The sequence below is a fragment of the Paenarthrobacter sp. NPDC091711 genome (genome assembly GCF_044756605.1).
GTDB lineage: Bacteria > Actinomycetota > Actinomycetes > Actinomycetales > Micrococcaceae > Arthrobacter.
In genome coordinates this window covers 213,821-236,771 of sequence record NZ_JBIVTF010000005.1, presented here as the reverse complement: position 1 = coordinate 236,771, position 22,951 = coordinate 213,821, and the positions used below count along the sequence as shown (strand labels likewise).

Annotated in this window: 16 protein-coding genes and 1 tRNA gene; 14 read left to right on the top strand and 3 right to left on the bottom strand. The window is 64.1% G+C overall.

Features of this window, described 5'->3' with window-relative positions; genetic code table 11:
* Nucleotides 1–116: 116 nt before the first annotated feature.
* From ACIQH5_RS10680 to ACIQH5_RS10665, 4 genes are read left to right on the top strand one after another with little or no spacing between them, the layout of a single operon-like run.
* Nucleotides 117–1,283 (top strand): transglycosylase family protein, encoded by a 1,167-nt coding sequence (locus tag ACIQH5_RS10680; protein WP_400402908.1) that lies wholly within the window; start codon nt 117–119, stop codon nt 1,281–1,283.
* A 26-nt stretch (nt 1,284–1,309) separates the two neighbouring features.
* The gene (rsmA, locus tag ACIQH5_RS10675; RefSeq protein ID WP_400402906.1) at nt 1,310–2,191 is read left to right on the top strand and encodes a 16S rRNA (adenine(1518)-N(6)/adenine(1519)-N(6))-dimethyltransferase RsmA; all 882 of its coding nucleotides are present in this window, start codon (nt 1,310–1,312) and stop codon (nt 2,189–2,191) included.
* The gene (locus ACIQH5_RS10670; protein ID WP_400402903.1) at nt 2,188–3,180 is read left to right on the top strand and encodes a 4-(cytidine 5'-diphospho)-2-C-methyl-D-erythritol kinase; all 993 of its coding nucleotides are present in this window, start codon (nt 2,188–2,190) and stop codon (nt 3,178–3,180) included. The genes rsmA and ACIQH5_RS10670 overlap by 4 nt, the downstream gene beginning before the upstream one ends.
* A 51-nt stretch (nt 3,181–3,231) precedes the next feature.
* On the top strand, nt 3,232–5,064 hold the full coding sequence (locus ACIQH5_RS10665; protein ID WP_400402901.1) for an ABC-F family ATP-binding cassette domain-containing protein: 1,833 nt from the start codon (nt 3,232–3,234) through the stop codon (nt 5,062–5,064).
* Between the two features lie 215 nt (nt 5,065–5,279).
* On the opposite strand, the gene ACIQH5_RS10660 is transcribed toward ACIQH5_RS10665, so the two are convergent.
* Nucleotides 5,280–5,681, bottom strand: coding sequence for a VOC family protein (locus ACIQH5_RS10660; protein ID WP_400402898.1), 402 nt, complete (start codon nt 5,679–5,681; stop codon nt 5,280–5,282).
* Between the two features lie 208 nt (nt 5,682–5,889).
* Nucleotides 5,890–6,489 carry a TetR/AcrR family transcriptional regulator gene (locus tag ACIQH5_RS10655; RefSeq protein ID WP_400403087.1) on the bottom strand — a complete coding sequence of 200 codons (600 nt, stop codon included), beginning with the start codon at nt 6,487–6,489 and terminating at the stop codon, nt 5,890–5,892.
* Between the two features lie 289 nt (nt 6,490–6,778).
* Between ACIQH5_RS10655 and ACIQH5_RS10650 the strand changes: the two genes are divergently transcribed.
* From ACIQH5_RS10650 to sufU, 10 genes are all read left to right on the top strand, one after another.
* Nucleotides 6,779–6,850: transfer RNA gene (locus ACIQH5_RS10650), tRNA-Gln, on the top strand.
* A gap of 123 nt (nt 6,851–6,973) precedes the next feature.
* On the top strand, nt 6,974–8,467 hold the full coding sequence (glmU, locus tag ACIQH5_RS10645; protein ID WP_400402895.1) for a bifunctional UDP-N-acetylglucosamine diphosphorylase/glucosamine-1-phosphate N-acetyltransferase GlmU: 1,494 nt from the start codon (nt 6,974–6,976) through the stop codon (nt 8,465–8,467).
* Nucleotides 8,468–8,469: 2 nt separating this feature from the next.
* Nucleotides 8,470–9,450 carry a ribose-phosphate diphosphokinase gene (locus ACIQH5_RS10640; protein WP_011774071.1) on the top strand — a complete coding sequence of 327 codons (981 nt, stop codon included), beginning with the start codon at nt 8,470–8,472 and terminating at the stop codon, nt 9,448–9,450.
* A gap of 319 nt (nt 9,451–9,769) precedes the next feature.
* Nucleotides 9,770–10,345: a 50S ribosomal protein L25/general stress protein Ctc gene (locus ACIQH5_RS10635; RefSeq protein ID WP_400402893.1), complete on the top strand. Its 576-nt coding sequence runs from the start codon at nt 9,770–9,772 to the stop codon at nt 10,343–10,345.
* 120 nt (nt 10,346–10,465) lie between these two features.
* A complete protein-coding gene (gene pth, locus ACIQH5_RS10630) occupies nt 10,466–11,050 on the top strand; it encodes an aminoacyl-tRNA hydrolase (protein ID WP_400402891.1) in 585 nt (194 codons plus the stop codon).
* A gap of 141 nt (nt 11,051–11,191) precedes the next feature.
* Nucleotides 11,192–13,924, top strand: a complete 2,733-nt coding sequence (locus ACIQH5_RS10625) for a LuxR C-terminal-related transcriptional regulator (protein WP_400402888.1) — start codon at nt 11,192–11,194, stop codon at nt 13,922–13,924.
* A gap of 41 nt (nt 13,925–13,965) precedes the next feature.
* Nucleotides 13,966–16,626: an AAA family ATPase gene (locus ACIQH5_RS10620; RefSeq protein ID WP_400402886.1), complete on the top strand. Its 2,661-nt coding sequence runs from the start codon at nt 13,966–13,968 to the stop codon at nt 16,624–16,626.
* A gap of 471 nt (nt 16,627–17,097) precedes the next feature.
* Nucleotides 17,098–19,659, top strand: coding sequence for an ATP-binding protein (locus tag ACIQH5_RS10615; protein ID WP_400402883.1), 2,562 nt, complete (start codon nt 17,098–17,100; stop codon nt 19,657–19,659).
* Between the two features lie 89 nt (nt 19,660–19,748).
* Nucleotides 19,749–21,074 (top strand): SufS family cysteine desulfurase, encoded by a 1,326-nt coding sequence (locus tag ACIQH5_RS10610; RefSeq protein WP_400402880.1) that lies wholly within the window; start codon nt 19,749–19,751, stop codon nt 21,072–21,074.
* Nucleotides 21,075–21,141: 67 nt separating this feature from the next.
* Nucleotides 21,142–21,594: a Fe-S cluster assembly sulfur transfer protein SufU gene (sufU, locus tag ACIQH5_RS10605; protein WP_062067093.1), complete on the top strand. Its 453-nt coding sequence runs from the start codon at nt 21,142–21,144 to the stop codon at nt 21,592–21,594.
* Between the two features lie 22 nt (nt 21,595–21,616).
* On the opposite strand, the gene nhaA is transcribed toward sufU, so the two are convergent.
* Nucleotides 21,617–22,936 (bottom strand): Na+/H+ antiporter NhaA, encoded by a 1,320-nt coding sequence (nhaA, locus tag ACIQH5_RS10600; protein WP_400402877.1) that lies wholly within the window; start codon nt 22,934–22,936, stop codon nt 21,617–21,619.
* Nucleotides 22,937–22,951: the final 15 nt, after the last annotated feature.

The window sequence follows — 22,951 nt, the reverse complement described above, 5'->3', positions numbered from 1 at the left end:
GCAGATGCCGGCAGCAAGAGTGGGACCAGGCGTATTGCCTGGCCCTTGCGTTTTGCGGTCGGCATTACTTTTGCGCTTTTCCCCGTGCCCGGATGGTCTGAGAGTAATGGGCGATCGTGATCAAGTTCTTCACAACGGATGGCAAGTTCAGCTTCCTCAAAGTAGGTACCCAGTTGCTGGTAGTTGCAGCACTGGTGGTTGGTGTTGTGGCCTTTGTGGGCAACAACAAGACCGTCACCCTCAACGTGGACGGCAAAGTGAGCTCCATCCAGACCTTCGGCGGCACTGTGGACCAGGTGGTCAAGGCGGCCAAGGTCGAGTTGAAGGACGCGGACCGCGTTTCACCGGCACTCGACGCGAAGATCGACAACGGCTCCGTGGTCAACGTCAACCTCGCCAAGGCCGTGTCCATCGAACTCGATGGCGCCCGGAAGACCGTCAACACCACATCCCCTGACGTTGCTGGACTGGTGAGCGAACTCGGCGTGGCAAGTTCCTCCGAGATCTCCCAGCCCAAGGAAGCCTCCTTGGAAGTGACCGGCTCTTTCGTCTCCATTTCCACTCCCAAGACCATCAGCGTCGTAGCTGACGGCAAGGACACCAGCACCACCACGACGGCGACCGACGTCGCCACCGTGCTCAAGGACACTGGAGTCACCGTGGGCGCCAACGACCACATCTCCCAGCCCGGCAATGCTCCCATCGTCCAGGACATGGTGATCAAGGTCTCCCGCGTGGACACCAGCAAGACAGCCGAAGCCACAGAAGAAGTTCCCTTCGAAAGCGTCAAGAGTGACAGTGCAGAGCTCTTCAAGGGCGAGGAGAAAGTGACCCAGGAAGGCGTCGCAGGATCCTTGGTCAAGACGTTCAAGTTGGTCCTCGTGGACGGCCGTGAAGCCTCCCGCACCCTGGTATCCAGCAACGTGGCTACGCAGCCGGTAGCTGAGAAGATCAGCGTCGGCACCAAGGCCCGCCCCGTCGCCACTCCCGCACCGCAGGCAGCAGCAGCCGCTGCCCCCGCAGCCAGCGGCCCCACGGGCGCCCCGAACGAAGCCATGTGGGACAGGATTGCGCAGTGCGAATCAGGCGGAAACTGGTCCATCAACTCCGGTAACGGTTACTACGGCGGACTGCAGTTCTCCAGCCCCACGTGGCTGGCAAACGGTGGTGGAGCCTATGCTCCCAACGCCAGCCTGGCCAGCAAAGCACAGCAGATTGACATCGCTAACCGCCTCTACGCAAAGAACGGCCTCAGCGACTGGGGCTGCGCCCACGCGGCCTGACACCGCACAGGCGATACGATACCTAGGTGACTGAACCGAATTCCGAACCCGCCGCCGTCGCGCCTTTGATGGGTGCCACAGATATCCGACGGCTCGCCGAGGAAATCGGTGTACGCCCCACGAAAACCCTGGGGCAGAACTTTGTGATCGACGGCAACACCATCCGCAGGATTGTGTCCGCAGCCAACATCGCCGACGGTGAGACCGTGCTGGAGGTAGGCCCAGGCCTCGGCTCCCTCACGCTCGGCTTGCTGGACGCGGCCAAGGCGGTGGTCGCCGTCGAAATTGACCCCGTGCTGGCGGCGAAGCTGCCGGAGACCGTGCGCGCGTGGCGGCCCGGGGCGGAAGAGAACTTCCACCTGGTGCTCTCCGATGCCATGAAGGTCACCGAACTGCCATTGCCTCCCACCGCTTTGGTGGCCAACCTGCCCTATAACGTGGCCGTGCCGGTGGTGCTTCACCTGCTGCAGCATTTCCCCAGCCTTCAACATGGCCTGGTCATGGTGCAGGATGAGGTTGCTGACCGCCTTGCCGCCACCCCGGGCTCCAAGATCTACGGTGTTCCGTCGGTCAAGGCGGCCTGGTACGGGCACATGCGAAAAGCCGGCGTGATCGGGATGAACGTGTTCTGGCCCGCGCCGAAAATCCACTCCGGCCTGGTGGCCTTCACCCGGCACGAGCCCCCGGTAACGCATGCAACCCGCGAACAGGTCTTCGCCGTCATCGATGCCGCGTTCGCGCAACGGCGCAAGACCCTGCGCGCCGCACTCGCCGGTTGGGCGGGGAGCGCATCCGAAGCTGAGCGGTGCCTTGTGGCCGCCGGTGTTGACCCCACAGCGCGCGGCGAGGTCCTGGACATCAATGCCTATGTCAAGATCGCCGAAGCCCGCCACCCCGTGGACGCATGAACCCGGGTAGCCGTAAACCCAGCAGCCTCCCGTTTGTGGGGGACCGCTTCCATGCCCGCACGGTTCGCGTCAAAGCCCCGGGCAAGGTCAACGTCTCCCTGAGCGTGGGTCCGTTGCGCCCCGATGGTTACCACTCGGTTGCCAGCGTGTACCTGGCCGTTTCCCTGTATGAGGAAGTGGCTGCCACCAGCACGGAGGCTGAAGGAATCACCATCAGCATCAGCCCGGACAGCACGCTGGACCTCGATGGCGTGGACATTCCCTTGGACGAGCGCAACCTCGCCTACAAGGCTGCAGCCATCATGGCTGAAATGTCCGAAAAGCCGACGGGTGTGCACCTGGAAATCACCAAACGCGTTCCCGTGGCAGGTGGAATGGGCGGCGGTTCTGCAGATGCCGCAGCCACCCTGTTGGCGTGCGACGCACTCTGGAACAGCGGCCTTTCACGCGAGGAACTCGCGCACCTGGCGGCCGAACTGGGCGCGGACGTTCCATTTTCGCTTCTGGGAGGCACCGCCGTCGGGCTTGGCGTGGGAGACAAACTCTCACCAGCACTGGCCAAGGCACAGATGGACTGGGTCCTGGTCTTCGCCGACTACGGATTGTCCACCCCTGATGTTTTCCGCACGCTTGACGGTCTTCGGGACTCGGAAGCAGCTGAGATTCCAGAACCCGTTGATGTAGACCCCACCATCCTCCAGGCCCTGCGCAACGGAGACCCTGAGACCCTCAGCCGGGTGCTGATCAACGACCTGCAGCGGGCGTCCATCACCCTGGCTCCCCGGCTTCGCGACACCATTGGACTGGGTGAAGCGCGCGGCGCCCTCGCCGGTATGGTGTCCGGCTCCGGCCCCACCATCGCGTTGTTGGCCCGGGACTCTGTCTCTGCCACGGTTCTTGCGGAAGAACTGGCCCACCGCGGACACAATGCCCTGGCCGTTCACGGTCCCGTTCCCGGCGCCCGGATCATCTCCGATACCCTCCTGTAGTACCCCTCACCTCCTGTACCCCCGCATTCCAGCAGTAGAAAGTAGTACCCATTGGCCCACCTGCTTGGCGGCGAAAACCTCACGGTTTCGTTCGCGACCCGCACTGTCCTCGACGGCGTCACCCTCGGCTTGGAGGATGGCGACCGCATCGGCATGGTGGGGCGCAACGGCGACGGTAAATCGACGCTCATGCGCCTGCTCGCCCTGCGTTCGACGCCCGACTCCGGCCGCGTCACCAAACGCGGCGACGTCAACGTCGGTTACCTGGACCAGGGCGACGTGCTCGACGGCGACCTGACAGTGGGCGCTGCGATCGTCGGCGACCGCGCAGACCACGAATGGGCCGCCAACGCCAAAATCCGCGAAGTCATGGGCGGACTGGTGGGCGACGTCGACTGGCACGCCAACGTTCATGCCCTCTCCGGTGGGCAGAAACGCCGTGTAGCGCTGGCCAAGCTCCTCATCGAAGACCACGACGTCATCATGCTGGACGAACCCACCAACCACCTCGACGTCGAAGGCGTCGCCTGGCTGGCCCGCCACCTGAAAACGCGCTGGCGCGCCAACCAAGGCGCCTTCCTGGTGGTTACCCACGACCGCTGGTTCCTTGACGAAGTCTGCAACTACACCTGGGAAGTCCACGACGCCATGGTGGACATGTTCGACGGCGGGTACGCCGCGTATGTTTTGGCCCGCGCCGAGCGCGACCGCATGGCCTCCGTCGTCGAAGGCAAACGTCAGCAGCTGGTCAAGAAGGAACTCGCATGGCTCAGGCGCGGCGCTCCTGCCCGAACCGCCAAACCCAAGTTCCGCATCGAAGCCGCGAACGACCTCATTGCCGACGTGCCGGATCCCCGCGACTCCGTGGCGCTGAGCAAAATGGCCACCGCACGCCTGGGCAAGGACGTCCTGGACCTCGAGAATGTGACGCTGGACTTCCTCGACGGAGCCGAGGGACAGAAGCTGTTCGACAACATCACCCTGCGCCTTGCGCCCGGTGAAAGGCTTGGCCTGGTGGGCGTCAACGGGGCCGGAAAGTCCACTCTGCTGAAGCTGTTGAACGGTGAAATCCAGCCCAGCTCAGGCAAGGTGAAACGCGGCAAGACAGTAGTCACCGCCGTGCTCACCCAGGACGTCAAAGAGCTCGACGACGTCTCCGACCTTCGCGTCATCGAGGTCATCGAACGCGAAAAGCGGTCCTTCAACGTGGGCGGCAAAGAATTCACCGCCGGCCAGCTCGTGGAGCAACTCGGGTTCACCAAGGAAAAGCAGTGGACACCCGTCAGCGACCTCTCCGGTGGTGAGCGGCGGCGACTCCAGCTCCTGCGCCTGCTGGTAGGGGAACCCAACGTCCTCATGCTCGACGAACCCACCAACGACCTCGATACCGACACCCTTGCCGCCGTCGAAGACGTCCTGGACGGCTGGCCCGGAACCCTCGTGGTGGTCAGCCACGACCGTTACCTCCTGGAACGCGTCACCGACAACCAGATGGCGCTGCTCGGGGACGGCAAGCTCCGTGGCCTGCCCGGCGGCGTGGATCAATACCTTGAACTGCGCGAAGCCGCGCTGGCTTCAGGCGCAGTCCGCAGTGGCCAGAGTGCCCCGACGGCGGCCTCGGGTTCCTCCGCGTCAGGTGCTGTTACATACGGTGCCAGCGAAGCGGAAAAGCGTGAAGCCCGGAAGGACCTCAACAGGATCGACCGCCAACTCGGCAAGATCTCCCAGCAGGAAGAAAAGCTCCACACCCAGATGGCTGCGAAGTCCGAATCCGGAGACTTCGACGCTTTAGGGGAGCTCAACGCCAAGCTGCAGGAGTTGCTTGAGGAAAAAGAGGGCCTGGAGCTCGAATGGCTGGAGGCCGCCGAAACCCTGGGTGAGTAGGGCGGAATCCTCGGCGCGCTGGACGAAATCCTCGGCGAGCAGGACGAAATCCTCGGCGAGCAGGGCGGAGCTGGTGCGTTTCGCCGTCGCTTAGCCGCCCGCTTCCGAACGCCTGACCGCCGATTACCAACGCTCTCTCACATCCCTAAGGCTTGAGGCGATCCCTCTTGCACATCCCTCGGGTTTGGGGGCGATCCCTCTTGCACATCCTCGGGTTACTGGGCTGGTTCGTAGCCTATGAGCCAGTGCAGCCCGTGGCGGTCCACTACCTGGCCGTCTGATGCGCCCCACGGTTTTGGCGCGAGCGGGTCCACGATCCGGCCTCCGTCGGCCAGCTTGTCGAACCACTCGTGGAGAACATGTGGTGCGGCTGCACCCAGTAAAGACAGCATGGCGCCTTCCATGGCTACCGATTTTTCGCCATCCGCAGCGTCAGATCCACCCAGTGAAACCGGCCCACTCAGGACGCCGTGGGCGATCGCATCAAGCGGCCCGTCAGTCCGGCTGAACTCAGCGTAGGTGTACAAGGAAAGTTCCCCGCCGAAAATCTCCGCGTAGAAGCCGAGCGCCTCACGCGCCGTCCCGGGGAAGCTGACATAGAGCTGCGGTGCCGTCATGACTACATCCTACAAATCATCAAGCACGTGGGATGTGAGAGAGGGTGGGGCTCAAGCAGGTGGGATGTGAGAGAGGGTGGGGCTCAAGGGGGTGGGATGTGAGAGAGCGTTGTGGCTGGCATCCGGCAGCGTGCGTCAAGCGACGAAGGAGCAGCACGCAGAGGATGGCTGCCACAGCGCGGATGGCGGCCCCAACGCGGGAATAGTCCTAGTCCTCGCTGCGGAGCCCGGGCTCTTTTTGCAGCCCCGTCAGGCCGTTCCAGGCCAGGTTCACCAGGTGCGCTGCAACGGCCCTCTTGTCCGGAGTGCGGCTGTCGAGCCACCATTGGCCGGTCATGGCCACCATTCCAACGAGCATCTGGGCGTACATGGCTCCGTCGGCCGCGCTGAACCCCCGGCGCGCGAACTCGTCGGAGAGCAGGTGTTCCACACGGGCAGTGACGTGGGAGAGGAGCGTGGAAAAGGCGCCCTCGGGCTGCGAGGGCGGAGCGTCGCGCATGAGGATCCGGAATCCGTCGGTGCGGTCTTCGATGTACCCCAGGAGGGCCAGCGCCGCCCTTTCCACCAGCACCCGGGGTTTGGCTTCAGTACTGAGGGCCTCGGTGATGGAGTCCAGCAGGATATGGAATTCAGTCTCCACCACCTGCCGGTACAGGCCTTCCTTGGATCCGAAGTGCTCGTAGATCACGGGTTTGGAAACACCGGCGGAGGCGGCGATTTCCTCGATGGTGGTGCCGTCCAGTCCGCGGGCTGCAAAGAGTGCGCGTCCGACACCGATGAGCTGGGATTTGCGCTGCTGCCCGGTCATCCGTACGCGCACTGCGGGAGCGTGGGTGACGTGCTCCGCGGGCTCGGACGCGGCCGCCGGGCGGGGGAGGTCAGTGCGGTTGCTCACGTGACCATCATGCCCTAAGTAGCCTCTGGAGGGGCTGATGCAGGGGCTCACGGAGGGTGGAAGGGGGAGGCTCGGAGCGTATGCGGGGCGGTCAAGTCGCGAAGCACGCGGTGGTCATGGCAAACTAGATTCTTGTGTGTGCATCCCGGTGATCCGGGAAACCCTCCGGGCCGCAAGATTCGGGGGACAAAAGCATGCGCGGTCCGCTCTGGTGTAATGGCAGCACCCCGGCCTTTGGAGCCGTGGAGTATAGGTTCGAATCCTATGGGCGGAACGGTCGGAAAATGCGCTCCTTCTCTGTACCTGTAGCGGCTCTCATGGTGCCTGGGTCCATTGTTGGATGGCAGCGTTCCGAAGCCGGGTTACCCGGGACATACCGAGCAAGGAGAGCCAGTACGTGAGCCCCGAAACCATCGGTCCCGCAGCGGTGATCGTTTTGGCCGCAGGTGCCGGAACGCGCATGAAGTCGCGGACTCCCAAGATCCTCCACGAAATCGGCGGCCGCTCCATGGTTGGCCACGCCCTTCTTGCCGCACGTGCCATCAATCCACTGAAACTGGCCTTGGTTGTCCGCCATGAGCGTGACCGCGTAGCCGAGCACGTCACCGGTCTTGATCCGGAAGCACTGATTGTTGACCAGGACGAGGTTCCCGGCACCGGTCGCGCAGTGGAAGCAGCGCTCAACGCCTTGGATGCCGACGCCGAGCTTTCCGGCACCGTGGTGGTCACCTACGGCGATGTCCCGCTGCTGACCGGCCAGCTTCTTGGTGAACTGGTGGCGACGCACGAGGCTGAAGGCAACGCCGTTACGGTCCTGACTGCCGTGTTGGACGACGCAACCGGGTACGGCCGCATCCTCCGCGCTGAGGACGGCACCGTCACCGGTATTCGCGAGCACAAGGATGCCAGCGATACCGAGCGCGCCATCCGCGAGGTCAACTCCGGTATCTACGCTTTCGACGCCGCCGTGCTGCGGACCGCACTGGCGAAGGTCACCACGGATAACGCGCAGGGCGAGATGTACCTGACTGACGTCCTCGGCTTGGCCCGCGATGCTGGCGGTCGGGTGGCCGCCGTCGTGACTGAAGACCGCTGGCAGGTTGAGGGTGCCAACGACCGCATCCAGCTTTCCGCGCTGGGCGCCGAGCACAACCGCCGCATCATCGAGTCCTGGATGCGCGCAGGAGTAACCGTGGTGGATCCCGCCACCACATGGATCGACTCCACAGTCACCCTCGACGAAGACGTCCGCCTGCTGCCCAACACCCAACTGCACGGTGCCACCACTGTGGCGCGCGACGCCGTCGTGGGTCCGGACACCACGCTGACTGACGTCAAGGTGGGTGAGGGTGCCAAGGTGATCCGCACGCACGGCTCCGGCGCCACCATCGGGGCTAAGGCCAGCGTTGGACCCTTTACTTACCTTCGCCCCGGCACGGTCCTTGGCGAGACCGGCAAGATCGGCGCGTTCTACGAAACAAAGAACGTCACCATCGGCCGTGGCTCCAAGCTGTCCCACCTGGGCTACGCCGGTGATGCTGAGATCGGCGAAGACACCAACATCGGTTGCGGCAACATCACCGCCAACTACGACGGCGAGAAGAAGCACCGCACGGTGATCGGCTCGGGCGTCCGCACAGGTTCCAACACGGTCTTCGTGGCTCCTGTGACGGTTGGCGACGGTGCCTACAGCGGCGCCGGGGCCGTCATCCGCAAGGATGTTCCCGCGGGAGCCCTGGCCCTCAGCCTGGCCGCGCAGCGGAACGCTGAAGGTTGGGTCATCGCCAACCGTCCGGGCACCGACTCCGCAAAGCTGGCAGAGGCCGCGCACGAGCTGACGCCCGCCTCCACATCCTCACAATCCCCGGCAACCACAGAAGAGGGCAAATAGGCATGAGCGAAATTACCGCACACGGCGAGAAGAAACTGATTCTCGCCGCCGGAAGGGCGCATCCGGAGCTGGCGCAGGAAATCGCGAAGGAGCTGGAGACCGAGCTCCTGCCCATCGACGCCTACGACTTCGCAAACGGGGAAATCTACGTCCGTTCGGCTGAGAGCGTGCGAGGCACCGATGCCTTCGTCATCCAGGCCCACCCGGCTCCGTTGAACAACTGGCTGATGGAGCAGTTGATCATGATCGACTCCCTTAAGCGCGCCTCCGCCAAGAGGATCACGGTTGTTTCCCCGTTCTACCCGTACTCCCGCCAGGACAAGAAGGGCCGCGGCCGCGAGCCCATCTCCGCCCGCCTGGTTGCCGACCTCTACAAGACCGCCGGCGCGGACCGCATCATGTCCGTGGACCTGCACACTTCGCAGATCCAGGGCTTCTTCGACGGACCCGTTGACCACCTGATGGCCATCCCGCTGCTGGCTGACTACATCCGCACCAAGGTGGAAGCCGATAACATCACCGTGGTTTCCCCTGACACCGGCCGCGTCCGGGTTGCAGAGCAGTGGGCCGAGCGCCTGGGCGGTGCCCCGCTCGCGTTCGTTCACAAGAGCCGCGACCTCACGGTCCCCAACCAGGCGGTTTCCAAGACCGTTGTTGGCCAGGTTGAAGGCCGCACCTGTGTTCTGATCGATGACATGATCGACACCGGTGGAACCATCTCCGGCGCCGTCCAGGTCCTGAAGAACGCCGGAGCCAAGGACGTCATCATCGCCTGCACGCACGCCGTCTTCTCCGATCCTGCCGCGCAGCGCCTCGCGGATTCCGGTGCCCGTGAAGTTGTGGTCACCAACACGCTGCCCATTCCGGCAGAGAAGCGCTTCCCGTCGCTGACGGTGTTGTCGATCGCACCCTTGATCGCGCGCGCCATCCGTGAAGTGTTCGACGACGGTTCGGTCACCAGCCTGTTCGACGGCAAGGCGTAGCGCCAGACTGCTGATTTGAGCGGGCCATCCGCCGCCTTCGGGCGTGCGGGTGGCCCGTTTTCGTTGGCCGTTTTCAGAAAGAGCGCGTAGCGCTGCTAAACTCTTGGGGATACCTTGGCGAGGGAGAGCACATCCGGTTCGCATTTTGTGGACCAGGGTTGCGGGTCTCCGTTATCGACTGGGTCTGCATCTCCTTCAACACAGGCGGAACGGCTGCTCGGCGGCCGATCTCAGCCGGGCGTAGAAGGTCTCCAGACCTCCGCCCTTGCTGATAGACCAGCCCGGACTTTCCGGGTGCCACAGTAATCAAGGAGTACACATGTCTGAGCAGAAGCTCACCGCAGAACTGCGCACCGAATTCGGCAAGGGTTTCGCCCGCCGTGCACGCATGGCCGGCCAGATCCCGGCTGTCATCTACGGTCACGGCGCAGAGCCCATCCACATCAACCTGCCGGGCCGCGCAACCACCCTGGCTGTGCGCGTTTCCAACGCCCTGCTCGCAATCGACGTCGACGGCGAGCAGCACCTGACGCTCGTCAAGGACATCCAGCGCGATCCCGTAAAGCAGATCATCGAGCACGTTGACCTGCAGACCGTTAAGGCCGGCGAGAAGGTTACCGTCGACATCGCCATCCACGTTTCGGGCGAAGTTGCTCCGGGTGCTGTCGCCAGCCTCGAAGCCACCACGGTTTCCCTTGAGGCTGAAGCAACCCACGTTCCCACCGCCGTCGAGGTCACCATCGAAGGCCTCAAGGCCGGCGAGAACATCCACGCTTCTGACCTCGTCCTGCCGAAGGGTTCCACCCTGCTCACCGAAGGCGACACCCTGGTGGTCCGCATCGCTGAAGCTGCCAGCTCGGAAGAAGAAGAGACCACGGAAGCTGCCGCCGAGTAGTCTTCTGACTGCTTGAGGCTTCCGCCTTTGAGTGGCCGGGCACCCCTTGGGTCCCGGCCACTTTCTTCGTTACCGCCCACACTTCCTGCTGAATCCAAGCACGCTACCTAGGATGAGACCATGACTGACACCTGGCTGATTGCAGGCCTCGGCAACCCCGGCAGTGAGTACAGCAACAACCGCCACAATGTTGGCCAGATGGTGCTGGATGAACTGGCTTCGCGCATGGGTGGGAAGTTCAAGGTCCACAAAGCCCGCGCCCAGGTGGTGGAGGGACGGTTGGGTATCGGGGGTCCCCGCGTGGTGCTCGCCAAGCCCATGACATATATGAACCTCAGCGGCGGACCCGTGGCAGGACTGTGCAACTTCTTCGACATCGCGCCGGACCACGTCATCGCAGTCCACGACGAGATTGACATTCCTTTTAACACAGTCAAGCTAAAAATCGGCGGCGGCGAGGGCGGTCATAACGGCCTTCGGGACATCTCCAAAGCACTTGCCACCAAAGATTACCTGCGCGTCAGAGTAGGGGTGGGCCGGCCACCGGGACGAATGGAAACGGCAGACTACGTGCTCCGGGATTTCGCCACCGCAGAGAAGAAGGAGTTGCCGTTCCTCGTGGACGAGGCGGCTGACGCCGTGGAACTGCTGATGGACCAAGGGCTGCTCGCTGCGCAACAGAAACACCACCCTGCCAAAGCTTGAGCAAATCTTGAGGAAAGCCTGATGAAAGCCTGACAGTCCCGAGGACCTTTAGGCCTACAAACTGCGGGCGCCCGACGGTAGTGTGCATGGTACGCAGGTAAGCGGTGGGGGTCTACCGCGAATGTGTAGCTAAGGATGCGGATGTCGGCGGAGTTGCTAAACAGGAGCGGTGGAGGCGCAGCGAGGGCTGCGGCTCCCGATCTCTTGGGCGGCCCAACAGACCGTCAAACGTGGTCACTGCTGGCACGGAGCCACGATTTATCCAAGGCAGGCAAGCACCTCGAATCACCTGACTCCTATGGAGTGGTCCTCACCGGAGAACGGGGAATCGGCAAGTCCGGCCTGGCCAGGGCAGTGGTGTCATCCCTGGGCCCCAAAGTCCACAGCCTCCAACTACGCAACACCGTAGCCAGCGGCCAGACTCCCTACGGATGCCTCGGCTTCCTGCTGGCCCGCTTGCCGTCGGGAGCCGTGGGCTCGCCAACCGCCATCCTGCACGCAGTGACCAACTTGATCAGGACAGAAGCCGCGGGCCGGGACACCGTGTTCATTGTGGACAATGCTGGCGGTATGGACCCGATGAGTACGGGCGTCCTTTTGAACCTCATGGCCACAGGCACCGCCAAAATCATCGCCACCGTTCAACGCGCCAGCGACCTCCCCGCCGATTTCCACCGGCTGGTCCTTGAAGGAGGGCTGGGTGAGGTCCACCTGAACACGCTCAGCGAGGAACAGACCAAGCAAGTCCTCGGCTCAGTCCTTGGACACTACGTTTCCTCAACGCTGGTGGGCTCACTGCATTCCGCTGTGGGTGGTAACCCCATGCTCCTGCATGCCCTTCTTGAGGAGCAGCGGCATACGGGCAACCTGGTCCTCAACGATTCCGTCTGGACGCTCCGTGACAGGATCCATCTGGAGGGCGCCACGGTTGTGGAGGACTTTGTCCGCTCCAGGCTGGCGCGCGAACCCCAAGCCAGCAGGACCGTCGTCGAAATCCTTGCCTGTGCGCAGCGCGCACCATTGCTGGATTTGGCAGCGATCTTCGGCACCGAGGTTTTGGTGGCCATGGAGGAGTCGGCACTGCTGACTATTGGGAAGACCGGTGACCACTGGGTCTCGCTCCGGGACCCCTACGTGGGAGAAGTGGTCCGCGGCTGGTTGAGCACCCGACGTATGCGCGAGCTGCGGCTCATGCTGCACGGTCCCACAGAGCCTGAACTGCACGCGTTGGCGCCGCAGGATCTCCTGAGCTACGCGGCGTGGATGCATGCTTCCGAAGACGAGCCCGCGCCGTCGCCCGCGCACGCACTTGCGGCCGGGCGGGCGGCGCTGGATGACTACGACCCCAACTTTGCCATCCAATGCACCCTGTCGTTGGAGCCGAAGAACAGCGAATGGGTGCCCGGGCAGCGAGTGAAGGCTGCCGCCTACCTCATGCTGGACCTGCCGTTGCATGCGGTCCAGGCCCTGGATGAGGTGTCCGAGTCCCACATGGCGGCCCTGGAACCGTTGGAGTTCGCGGAAGTCACTGCAGCGAAGTGCCAGGCAATGACGTGGATTGACGGGCGTTCAGGAATGGTGCCGGGCGTGATCGCTGCCGGCCTGGAAGCGCTGGAAGCCAAGGCCGCGAATTATCCGGCAGAGGCCATGACCAAGGCGCGCAACCGCCTCCAGCTCTGCAGCTACGAGTACAAAACCTACACGGGTGAGTACGCGGCAATGATTGATGACTTGGAAGCCGAGCTGGCCAAGGACCCGGCGGAGGACCGCGAACATTGGCTCAAGTCCTCCTTTTTACTGATCGAGGCACGGTGCATGCTGGGCAGGGAGTTGGAGGCACAACAACTCGCTCGAACCGTTTCACGGCACCTGGGGGACGCGGGCCGCCTTGCACAGTTGGAAGAATCGTTCGCCAAGCATGCATTCCTGGTGCTCCTGTTGTCCGGGCAATGGCGCAAGTGCATCGAACTCATGCGCCGCACGCCCTCGGGGTCCTCGCGACTTCAATACCGGGGTGCGCTTACCGAACTGGGCGTCGGGCTCGCGTTCGCCTATGCAGGCAAGCCGGCCAGCGCGATTGAACCCCTGCGATCAGCCGTTGCACAGCTGGAGCTTCGGCCCAGCATGAACATGAACAAAGTTGCCTACGCCGCCACAGCTTTTGCCTACGCTCAATTGGGCAATTCCGTGGAGGCCGGCCGATACCTTGACCTCTACAGGACATGCAGGGGAGTGGGGACGTTCTTCTCCGAATCCGTAGCTGAGTTCTGTGCCGAGATGGCCGGGCGCTGGATGGGGGATCCTGAGGTGAAGCAGCGGCTGCTGGCCCGGGTCCGCAACGACATTGACCAGCAGCGGTTCACCACGGCCGGCATCAACCTTTTCGGGGCCACCGTGGAAGGCACTGATGAGGAATACCGGCTGTTGGAAGACATTGCCGGCCGCCGGCAAGGGCCCTTGGCCAAGATCTCCGGTGACCTCGCCCGCGGCGCACTGACCAAGAGCTCCCGTTCGCTGCTCGCGGCCGCCGATGCCGCAGCATCCCTGGACTTGCTGGTGGTTGAAGCCCGATGCGTGGCCATGGCGCTTGACTACGCCCGGGACGCCGGCGAAACCACGGCGGCCCGAACGGCGCAGCTCAGGCTCGAACGGTTGGAGCATTCTGTCCCCGCACTACCCATCCAGCCACGCAGCGACGCGCCGGTATTGACCGAACGGGAACGTCAGATTGCTAAACTCGCGGGAAAGGGTGTCAGCAACCGTGAAATCGCGATGGATATTGGGGTGTCTGTGCGAACTGTAGAAGGCCATCTGTACCAGGTGTTCACCAAGCTCGGCGTATCGTCTCGGGGCGAGCTCAATGGGCTGCTGTGAATCAAAGCGAGACACTTCCGTAGGCCTGGCATCGGTTGCCCATGCAGGCTGAGCACCTTGTAGGCCGGGACGCGGAACTGGACCTGGCCATGGAGATCTTGAGGCAGGAAGGCGCCGGAGCCGTGCTTCTGGTTGCCGATCCCGGCATTGGCAAGACCGCCCTGGCAGCCGAAATCGCAGCCCGCCTGGCCGGAGAAATGGTGGTGATGAGGGTTCATGGGAGCCCTGCGTTGTCCGCCGTGCCCTACGGCGTCCTGGCCCCGTATCTCCTGGATCTTCCCGTGGAGCAAGCAACCTCGCCCGTGGCGATCCTCCGCGAATTCTGGTCCCAGTTCGAGAGACGCCGTGGCGGCGAAGGGGCGCGCCTGCTGCTGATCGTGGACGACGCCCATGACCTTGATGAAGGCAGCACCCAGATCCTGGCCGAGCTGGTCACCGCCGGATGGGCGCGCCTGGTAGCCACCAGCAGGCCCAGGCCCGGCTTGCCTGCAGCGTTGCTGCAGCTCTGGTATGACGGACTGGCCGAGCGGCTGGAGCTCCACCCGCTGGACAAGGAAACTGTTACGGAGCTGGCAGAAAAGACCCTCGGGGGAGCGGTCATGACCAGTGCCGCAGAGATCCTGCACGCCCTGTCCGAAGGCAACCCCCTGCTGCTTCACTGCCTGCTTGAGGACTCCAAGACTGACGGAAACCTGGTCCGCCGGAATGGAGTATGGCTCCTGACGCGCGAGCTCGCCGGGAGCGGCGAAAGCCTTGCCGAGGTGGTCCGCAACAGGGTCCTCCGGACCAGCGAAGCCGAACGGGAGGCAATGTACGTCATTGCCCTGTCCGAGCCCGTCCCTGCCGCCGTGCTGGATACGCAGGTAGGCCGGGACACCGTACGTGCGCTGATGGACAACCGGCTGGTGGTCTCCTCCAACGGGCCCGGCGGACCGCTGAAGATGTGGCACCCCATGTACAGCGAGGCGCTGCGGCAGATCGTTTCGCCCGCCCGCAGTCTCCAGATCCGCCAGCGTCTGGTACCGCAGTTGCCCGCGGAACCGCCCACGGAGGAGGGACTGCTGCGGATGGTGAGCTGGGCCCTGGACTGTGGCGCCGACGTCGACGATCAACAGCTGCTGCAAGCAGCCTTCCTTGCCGCCAAGACGCTCCAGCACCCGCTGGCAATGGCAGCGGCAGCCAAGGTCCGCTCGGACGCACTGCGACCGCAGGCACGCGCCGTCATGGCGCTGGTCAATTACATCGACGGCGACTACCGCGGCGCCGTCCAGCTGCTGGAAATAGGCTCCGGGTTCCTGGACGCTGACGCATCGGTACCCCTGGGTGCGAGCCTGTTGTGGGCCGCCGCGCGGGCCGCCGCGGGCGACGCGCCGGCTGACATTGTGGCCGATGCCAAGACTGCTGCAAAAGCCCTGATGGGCGAGCGGGAGTTGTCTGACCCTGTACTCCTGGACATCGAAGCGAACGTCCGGGCCTTGGAAGTGGCGGCACTCGCCAACGATGGCCACTACGAGGAACTCCGCGAGGGTTTGGACCGCTTCGCCGATGAGTTCGCAAACGATGGCCGGGATCTTGCGGTACACCGGATCTTCCTGCGTGCCATGCAGTGTGAACTGCTGACGGTGGAAGGTCAGGCCGTTGAGGCACTGGACGCCGGCCGCGAAGCCTTGCTGCTGTTGGACGAGCACCAGCAAGAGCATTTGTACCTCAGCGACTTCGTCCTGCTGCGCTACACCCTGGCCGCCTTGGAATCCGGAGATTGGGAGGCTGCCGGGACCGGCCTTGACCGCTACGCCGCCGCTTCGGCCAGGGGACTCGTCTACTTTGGCGGCGACATCGAGGCGCTTAAAGGCCTGTCATTGCTGCGTCAGGGCCGCTTGGAAAAGGCCGGCGAACTGCTGACGCCCGCCGTCGAAGCCTTGCGGGTCAGCGACCCGCTGCAGCTCCGAAGCCTCGGAACCGCCCTGGCGTTCTACGCGGCGGCCAAATCCGGCAACACCTCGCTGGCACGGCGGTTGGAAAGTGAGCAGGTCCCCGCTGCCGCCGGTGGTGCCTACGCGGAGGCCCTCGCGGAGCTGTTCAGGCTCGCCGGGGAGGAACTCCTCACCACTGGCACGGGGCTGCAAAAATTGCGTGACCTACCGGAATCGGGCCATCTCCACCGGCTACCAGGCATTCTGCTGCAGAACCTGGTGCTCAGGGCCGAGCTCGGGGACGTGCAAGCCATGGAGTCCCTCCGGGAAACGGCGTCGTCCATGGCCGGAAGCTGGGCAACCGGCTGGGAGTCAATGGCGGCGGCACAGCTGAGCGGTGAGGGCCAAGGATTGGTGAACGCAGGTAACCTGCTGGCCGCCTCCGGAATGCCCGGACCGGCCGCGGTGGCGTTCGATAAAGCGGCTGTGACCTTTGACGCCGAAGGCAAGCGCCCGGAAGCCCGGCAGGCAGCCGTACTGCGGGATGTCAGTGAGGCCAGCCTGGGCGACGCCTTGGTCCATGACCCACATACCGAGGCCGACCGGTCCGTGCCGCTGACACGACGCGAGCAGGACATTGTTGCATTGGCTGTCTCGGGCCTCACCGACCGTCAAATTGCCGAGAAACTCATGGTGTCAGTCCGGACCGTGGAAGGCCACTTGTACCGGAGTTACGCAAAACTGGGTATCCGCAGGCGGGAAGATCTGGGCGCTGCCGTCCGTCCGTGACACAGGCACCTGAGTACCCGCAAAACCCTCGCCATACATCCCCGCCCTTGGAATCACGCGGAATTTACCCAATCAATGGAGTAATGCGCAGGTATTTCGTGTCGCAACCAAGTAGTGCCCTGTCCGGGGACTGAGTACAACAGAGTACCGGGGGCGCAAAAGCGGCCTGTTTTTCGAGTACCAACTACTGATGTACGGCAAGTTGCGTCCCGGCAGTATTGATCTTGGAAGAACGGTTCAGCCCCAAGCATCACCGGGATTCCGGAAATCGCATCACCCGCATCGGAGGTCTCTTGAGCCGATGCTCCGGCCACCGATTGGTGGTCCGGCCCTGTACGAAGCCGGCGGCGACAGAGTCTTCTGAGACCGAGACTCTCCCCCCAGCCGCCGCCGGCTTCTAGGCCAGGTACCCGCGTATCGCGGAACCCCAAACCCCTCCCGGACCATGGGACTGCTGCTATTGGAGTGTGCATGTTGCCGGACCCTTGGCTGGACGAAGACACCGTCGCAGCTGGTCTGAGGCAATCAACATTTCCGGATAGAGCGCAACTTCTGGACCTCATCCTTTCGGCCGTACCCTCCGCGTCCACCAGCGGCATCGTGGTGGTGGGGGAGCGGGGTTCCGGGAAGAGCCACCTTCTCCTCTCCGTCAAAGAAGGACTCCCCAAATCCGTGGATGTCCGCACCTTCACCGGCAAACCGGAACGGAGGGCCCTGAATTTCGGGGCATTGGGCGCAATTTCCGCAGCTGAAGCGGACGAGGCCGTAGCGCCGGGGCTCCACGTTCTCAGGGCCCTGACCACTACTCTGGGGCCGGCCGACTACCTGTACAAGCCACCACGTGGACGACGCCGGAGCAAGCGGCATGTTCAACCGGCACGGCCGCAGCTGGTCCTGTTGGTGGACGACATCCACTACATCGATCCGGCCTCACTGGCGGTCCTGCTGCAACTCATTCCCGGCTTCGGTGCCACCCTGGTTGCCACGGCCGAAAGCCGCCATCCCCTGCCGCCGGATCTCTACCAACTGTGGGAAGACGGCTTCCTGGAGCAGTATTTCCTGCCACCCTTTACCTTCAGCGAGGCTCACGCGCTGTGTGAGTCCGTCCTTGGCGGACATGTGCAACGACGTGCGAGCAGCCTCCTCGCCGCCATGAGCGGCTTCAACGTGGGGTTGCTGTGCCTGGCCGTCAACGATGCACGCCGCTCCGGTTTCCTGGCCCGGATTGATGGTTACTGGACCATCGATGTCCGGGCGCGCTGTGACTGGCCCGGCGTGGTTGGGCACGTCCGGGCTGAGAACATCTCGCGCCCGCCGGAAGAGCGCCAGGCCCTGGAACTCATCGCGCTCTCGGAGCCCGTGGCCCTTGAGGTGGTGGAACACCACTTCGGCCGGAAAGCCGTGGAACATCTCCTGGCGAATCACGACATCAGGGTGCTGCCCGGCCAGCCCCCGCTCCTCCGCACAAGCTCGTGGCTGCGAGGAGAAGGAACCCGGCTGTCCGTACCGCGTACCCGGAGCCTGGCCCTCCGGCTGGGTGTGGAGGAACCCGGGCTGACCACCGAGACGGCGCCCACCATGCTGCGATGGATCACGTGGACCCTGGACTGCGGGCTGACGCTCTCTGACGAACTTCTCCTCGCTGCCGCCCCCGCCGCTGACCGGCCATCCACCGCCGAACTTGCGCTCAGGGCCGCTTCGGCAGTGACGGGTGCCGATCATCACGACGAAGCCAGGCTGGTCAGGGCACGAGCGTTGATCGCCGAGGGCCATATCCGGGAAGCAGGTCCGGAACTCCGGCAATTGGCAACCGCGGGCGGTCCCCCTGAAGTGAAGGTCGACGCCGCCTACCGTCTGTTGGCCCTGGGGCTGCTGGGTGCCGCACCTTGGGGGACAGGGGCCGAACCTGTAGATACGGATCTTGCTGCTCTGGACCCTGCTGCTTTTGACCCTGACCATGCTGGGCCGGATCCTGCTGCACTGGATCCTGCTGCACTGATCTTGGCCAACCTGCACGCTGCGGAGCGTCTGCTGCTGTCCGGGGCGGCGCCGGAAGCGTTGCAACGATCCTCTGCTGCCATGGAAGCCATCAACACCAACCCGAGCTTGGACATGTTCCTGCCGGGCGCCCTGCTCCGGCACGTGATGAGCCTGCGGTACAACCTGGCCTGGGAACTGGTGGATCCGCTCCTGGGCACTCCCGCCGACTACACCATGCCCGCGCACCTCTCGGTGTGCCTGGACGTGGCCCGCGGTTACGTCCAGCTCAGCCAAGGACTCCCACGCGCAGCCCGTGCCACGCTGGAGCCGGTCCTGGCAGAACTGCACGACGCCGGACTGCCGCAGGTCCTTGCGCTGGCTGCGGCGCTGCTGGCCTACTCGGAGGCGCTGTGCGGGAACACCCGGCAGGCCATGGCGAGGGTCCGGCAAAGCACAGCCGTGCAAGAAGCGGCGCAGGGATCCGCGTCAGAATCCGCTGACCACCCCGCAGGCAAGGATCCGACCGGTCTGGTGCCCCGGCCTGGTTTGTCGCCCCAGCCTGGTTTGTTGACCCAGCTCAGCGCTGTGTACGCCGCAGCCGCCCAGGACCAAGCCGCCGGCACGTCACGGCATCTGATGGCGCTTGCGGACCATTTGCACTCCCAGGGCAGCACGTTGATGGAAGCTGAGGCGCTCTCCCTCCTGGCCTTGAACGCGGCCAGTGCCGCCGTCGACGACCCCGCGATCCAGCGCCGCCTTGGCGTGCTGGCAGCAGCTGTTCACGGTCCGGGCGGGGCAGCGTTGGGGACGTTTGCTGCCGCCCTGATGGACAACGACCCCAAAGCACTTGAGGCGGCGGGCCGGAGCCTGTCCGCGGACCGGCAGTTTGCCCATGCAGCCCTGTGCTATTCGCGGGCCGCTGCGGGTTACGAGGCCAGGACCCGGGCTGCCGCCAGCCGCCGGGCCTCGGTGCTCCTTGAGAGACTCCGGAGCGCCTTCGACAGCGGAATCGTTCCACCGCTGGGCTGGGTGCCCGGGAGGGCCGGCGGCTGAACGTGCTGTACGGCACACCTGCGGCACCGCACGGCAGGGGCCACCGTGGGATAATGAGGAGTCCCTGAAGGATTTCCAAGGAGCGTCCCTTGACTGCCGTATCAACTCCCGCCTCACTGCAGCGATCCATGCATGCCATGGACAACGCGGAGGTGTTGCGGATCCGGAATGATTTCCCGGTGCTGGACCAGCTGGTCAACGGCAAACCCTTGATCTACCTTGACTCCGGCGCTACATCTCAAAACCCGCTCAGTGTCATCGAAGCCGAGCAGGAATACTACGAGCAACGCAATGCTGCCGTTCACCGCGGCGCCCACCACCTTGCCGTGGAAGCCACGGAGGTCTTTGAGGATGCGCGCCAGACCGTGGCGGACTTCATCGGTGCACAGTATGAGGAAACCGTGTGGACCTCCAACGCCACGGAGGGCCTCAACCTCATCAGCTACGCCCTGTCCAACGCCGCGTTGTGGGCAGCCCAGGGACGTGGCGGTTCGGCGCTGAAGGACCTTGCGATTGGTCCCGGCGATGAGATCGTGGTCACCGAAATGGAACACCACGCTAACCTCATTCCCTGGCAGGAACTTGCCTTCCGGACCGGTGCCACGCTGAGGTACATCCCCATTGCGGACGATGGCTCCCTGAGGCTGGATGCAGCGGCGGAGATCGTGGGGGATCGGACTAAACTCCTCGCTTTCAGCCACGCCTCCAACGTCCTGGGCACCATCAACCCCGTAGCTCAGCTCGTATCCATGGCCCGCCGGGTCGGAGCCTTGGTTGTCTTGGACGCCTGCCAGTCCGTGCCGCACATGGCCGTTGACGTGAAGGGACTGGACGTCGATTTCGCAGTGTTCTCCGGCCACAAGATGTTGGCACCCACCGGCGTCGGCGTCCTGTACGGGAAGCAGGAACTGCTGGATGTCCTGCCGCCGTTCCTGACGGGCGGGTCCATGATCACCACGGTCACCATGGAACGGGCGGAATACCTGCCCGCACCGCAGCGGTTCGAGGCCGGAACCCAGCGCATCTCCCAGGCGGTTGCCTTGGCAACTGCAGTGAATTACCTCACCGAAACCGGCATAGACCGCATCCACGCGTGGGAGTCCACCCTGGGTCAGCGTCTGGTCAAAGGGCTCGAGGGCATTGACGGTATTCGCGTGGTTGGTCCGGCGTCCGGTACCGAACGGATCGGGCTGGCAGCCTTCGACGTCGCCGGCGTCCACGCGCACGACGTCGGACAGTTCCTGGATGACCGCGGCATCGCCGTTCGCGTTGGCCACCACTGTGCCCAACCGCTGCACCGCCGCCTGGGCCTGACGGCAACCACCCGTGCCAGCACCTACCTTTACAACACCACCGATGACGTCGACGCTTTCCTCGACGCCGTTTCGGGTGTCCGGGCCTACTTCCAGGCCTGACATGCGGCACCGGCCTTTGGCCACGTAGCCGTCAACCACGAATTCCCCAGAAGAGGCACCACGCATCATGAGTCTTGACCAGCTGTACCAGCAGATCATCCTGGACCACTCCAAGCAGCGGCACGGCAGTGGCCTTGCCGAAACGGATGCGCCCGACGGTACGTCCACCGGTCAATCGCACCAGTTGAACCCCGTGTGCGGAGACGAGGTGACCCTGCGGCTTGCCGTCTCCGAGGGAACCGTACGGCAAATCAGTTGGGACGGTGCGGGCTGCTCCATCTCCATGGCCTCGGCCTCCGTGCTCAGCGAACTTGGCGAGGGCATGTCCGTGGAGGAGCTCCACTCGGTCATCGATAATTTCCGGGAGGTTCTCCGGTCCCGCGGAAAAGTGCAGGCAGACCCGGAAATCCTGGGCGATGCCGCAGCCTTTGAAGGAGTTGCCCGTTACGCTGCCCGGGTCAAGTGCGCCATGATTTCCTGGGTGGCGGCCGAGGACGCCCTCAACCAGGCCACCGCGTAGCCGCTACCGGAGTAGCTCCGCCTCAGGCGCGGGCGAAGACGTCAGGCACGCCGTCGCCGTCGTCGTCCCGTTCTTCATCCGCCTGCACCTGACGGTACCGCCGGTTACGGGCTTTAAGCACGACGGCGGCGAGCAGCGCCGAGATCAGGGAACCTGCCAGGATGGCCACCTTGGCGTGGTCGTTGTGGGCGGAGCCAGCCCCGAAGCTCAACTCGCCGATCAGCAACGAGACGGTGAAGCCGATGCCGGCCAGCAGCGCCAGACCGAAGAGGTCAATCCAGGCAATGCTGGAATCCAGGCTCGCACGGGTGGTTTTGGTGACCAGGAACGTGGTGCCGAAGACGCCCACTGCCTTGCCCACCACCAAGGCCGCAACGATGCCCACGGCCACAGGGTCCGTGAGCGCGGCGCCCATGCCGTCGAGTCCGCCCAAGGCCACGCCGGCCGAGAAGAACGCAAAAACGGGCACCGCGAATCCCGCCGAGAACGGGCGAAGCTTGTGCTCAAGGTACTCGGCCAATCCCTCTGCAGGTTCTCCCTTTTTCCCGCTGGCCAGGACCGGAACGGCGAAGCCCAACAGCACCCCGGCCACGGTGGCGTGAATCCCGGAAGCATGGACAAAGCCCCACGTCGCCAACGCGAGCGGAACCAGCAGGTACCAGCTGCGGACGCGTTTTTGGACAAGGAAGAAGAAGAGGCCAAGAGGCACCAGGGCCGCGAGGAGCATTAGCGGCTGGATGCCGCTGGAGTAGAAGAAAGCGATGATGCCAATGGCGATCAGGTCGTCCACCACGGCGAGCGTCAGCAGGAACGTCCGGAGCGCGGCGGGCAGGTGCGTGTTGATGACAGCCAGCACCGCAAGGGCGAAGGCGATGTCCGTGGCAGTGGGGATGGCCCAGCCTTTGAGCGTTTCGCCGACGCTCCCCAGATTGAAGAGAACGTAGATCAGGGCCGGAACCACCACGCCACCAACAGCAGCGGCCACGGGGACAACGGCTTTGGCCGGTTTACGGAGTTCTCCTGCGACGAATTCGCGTTTGAGTTCAAGCCCTGCGAGGAAGAAGAACACCGCCAGCAGACCGTCCGAGGCCCAGTGGCCCAGGCTCAGCTCAAGATGCCACGGTTCATAACCGATCTTGACGTCGCGGAGTGCAAAGTAGCCATCTGCTGCAGGGGAGTTCGCCCAGATGAGGGCGACAACTGTGGCTAGCAGGAGGAGGGCTCCGCCAACCGTTTCCGTGCGGAGGATCGCGAGGATCCTGCGGTACTCGGGGTAGCTGGAGCGGGAGAAGACTTTGCTTGTCTGGGAAGAGTTGTTTGGCAGTCTGGGACGGTCAGCCACAAGGGCTCCTTCAAT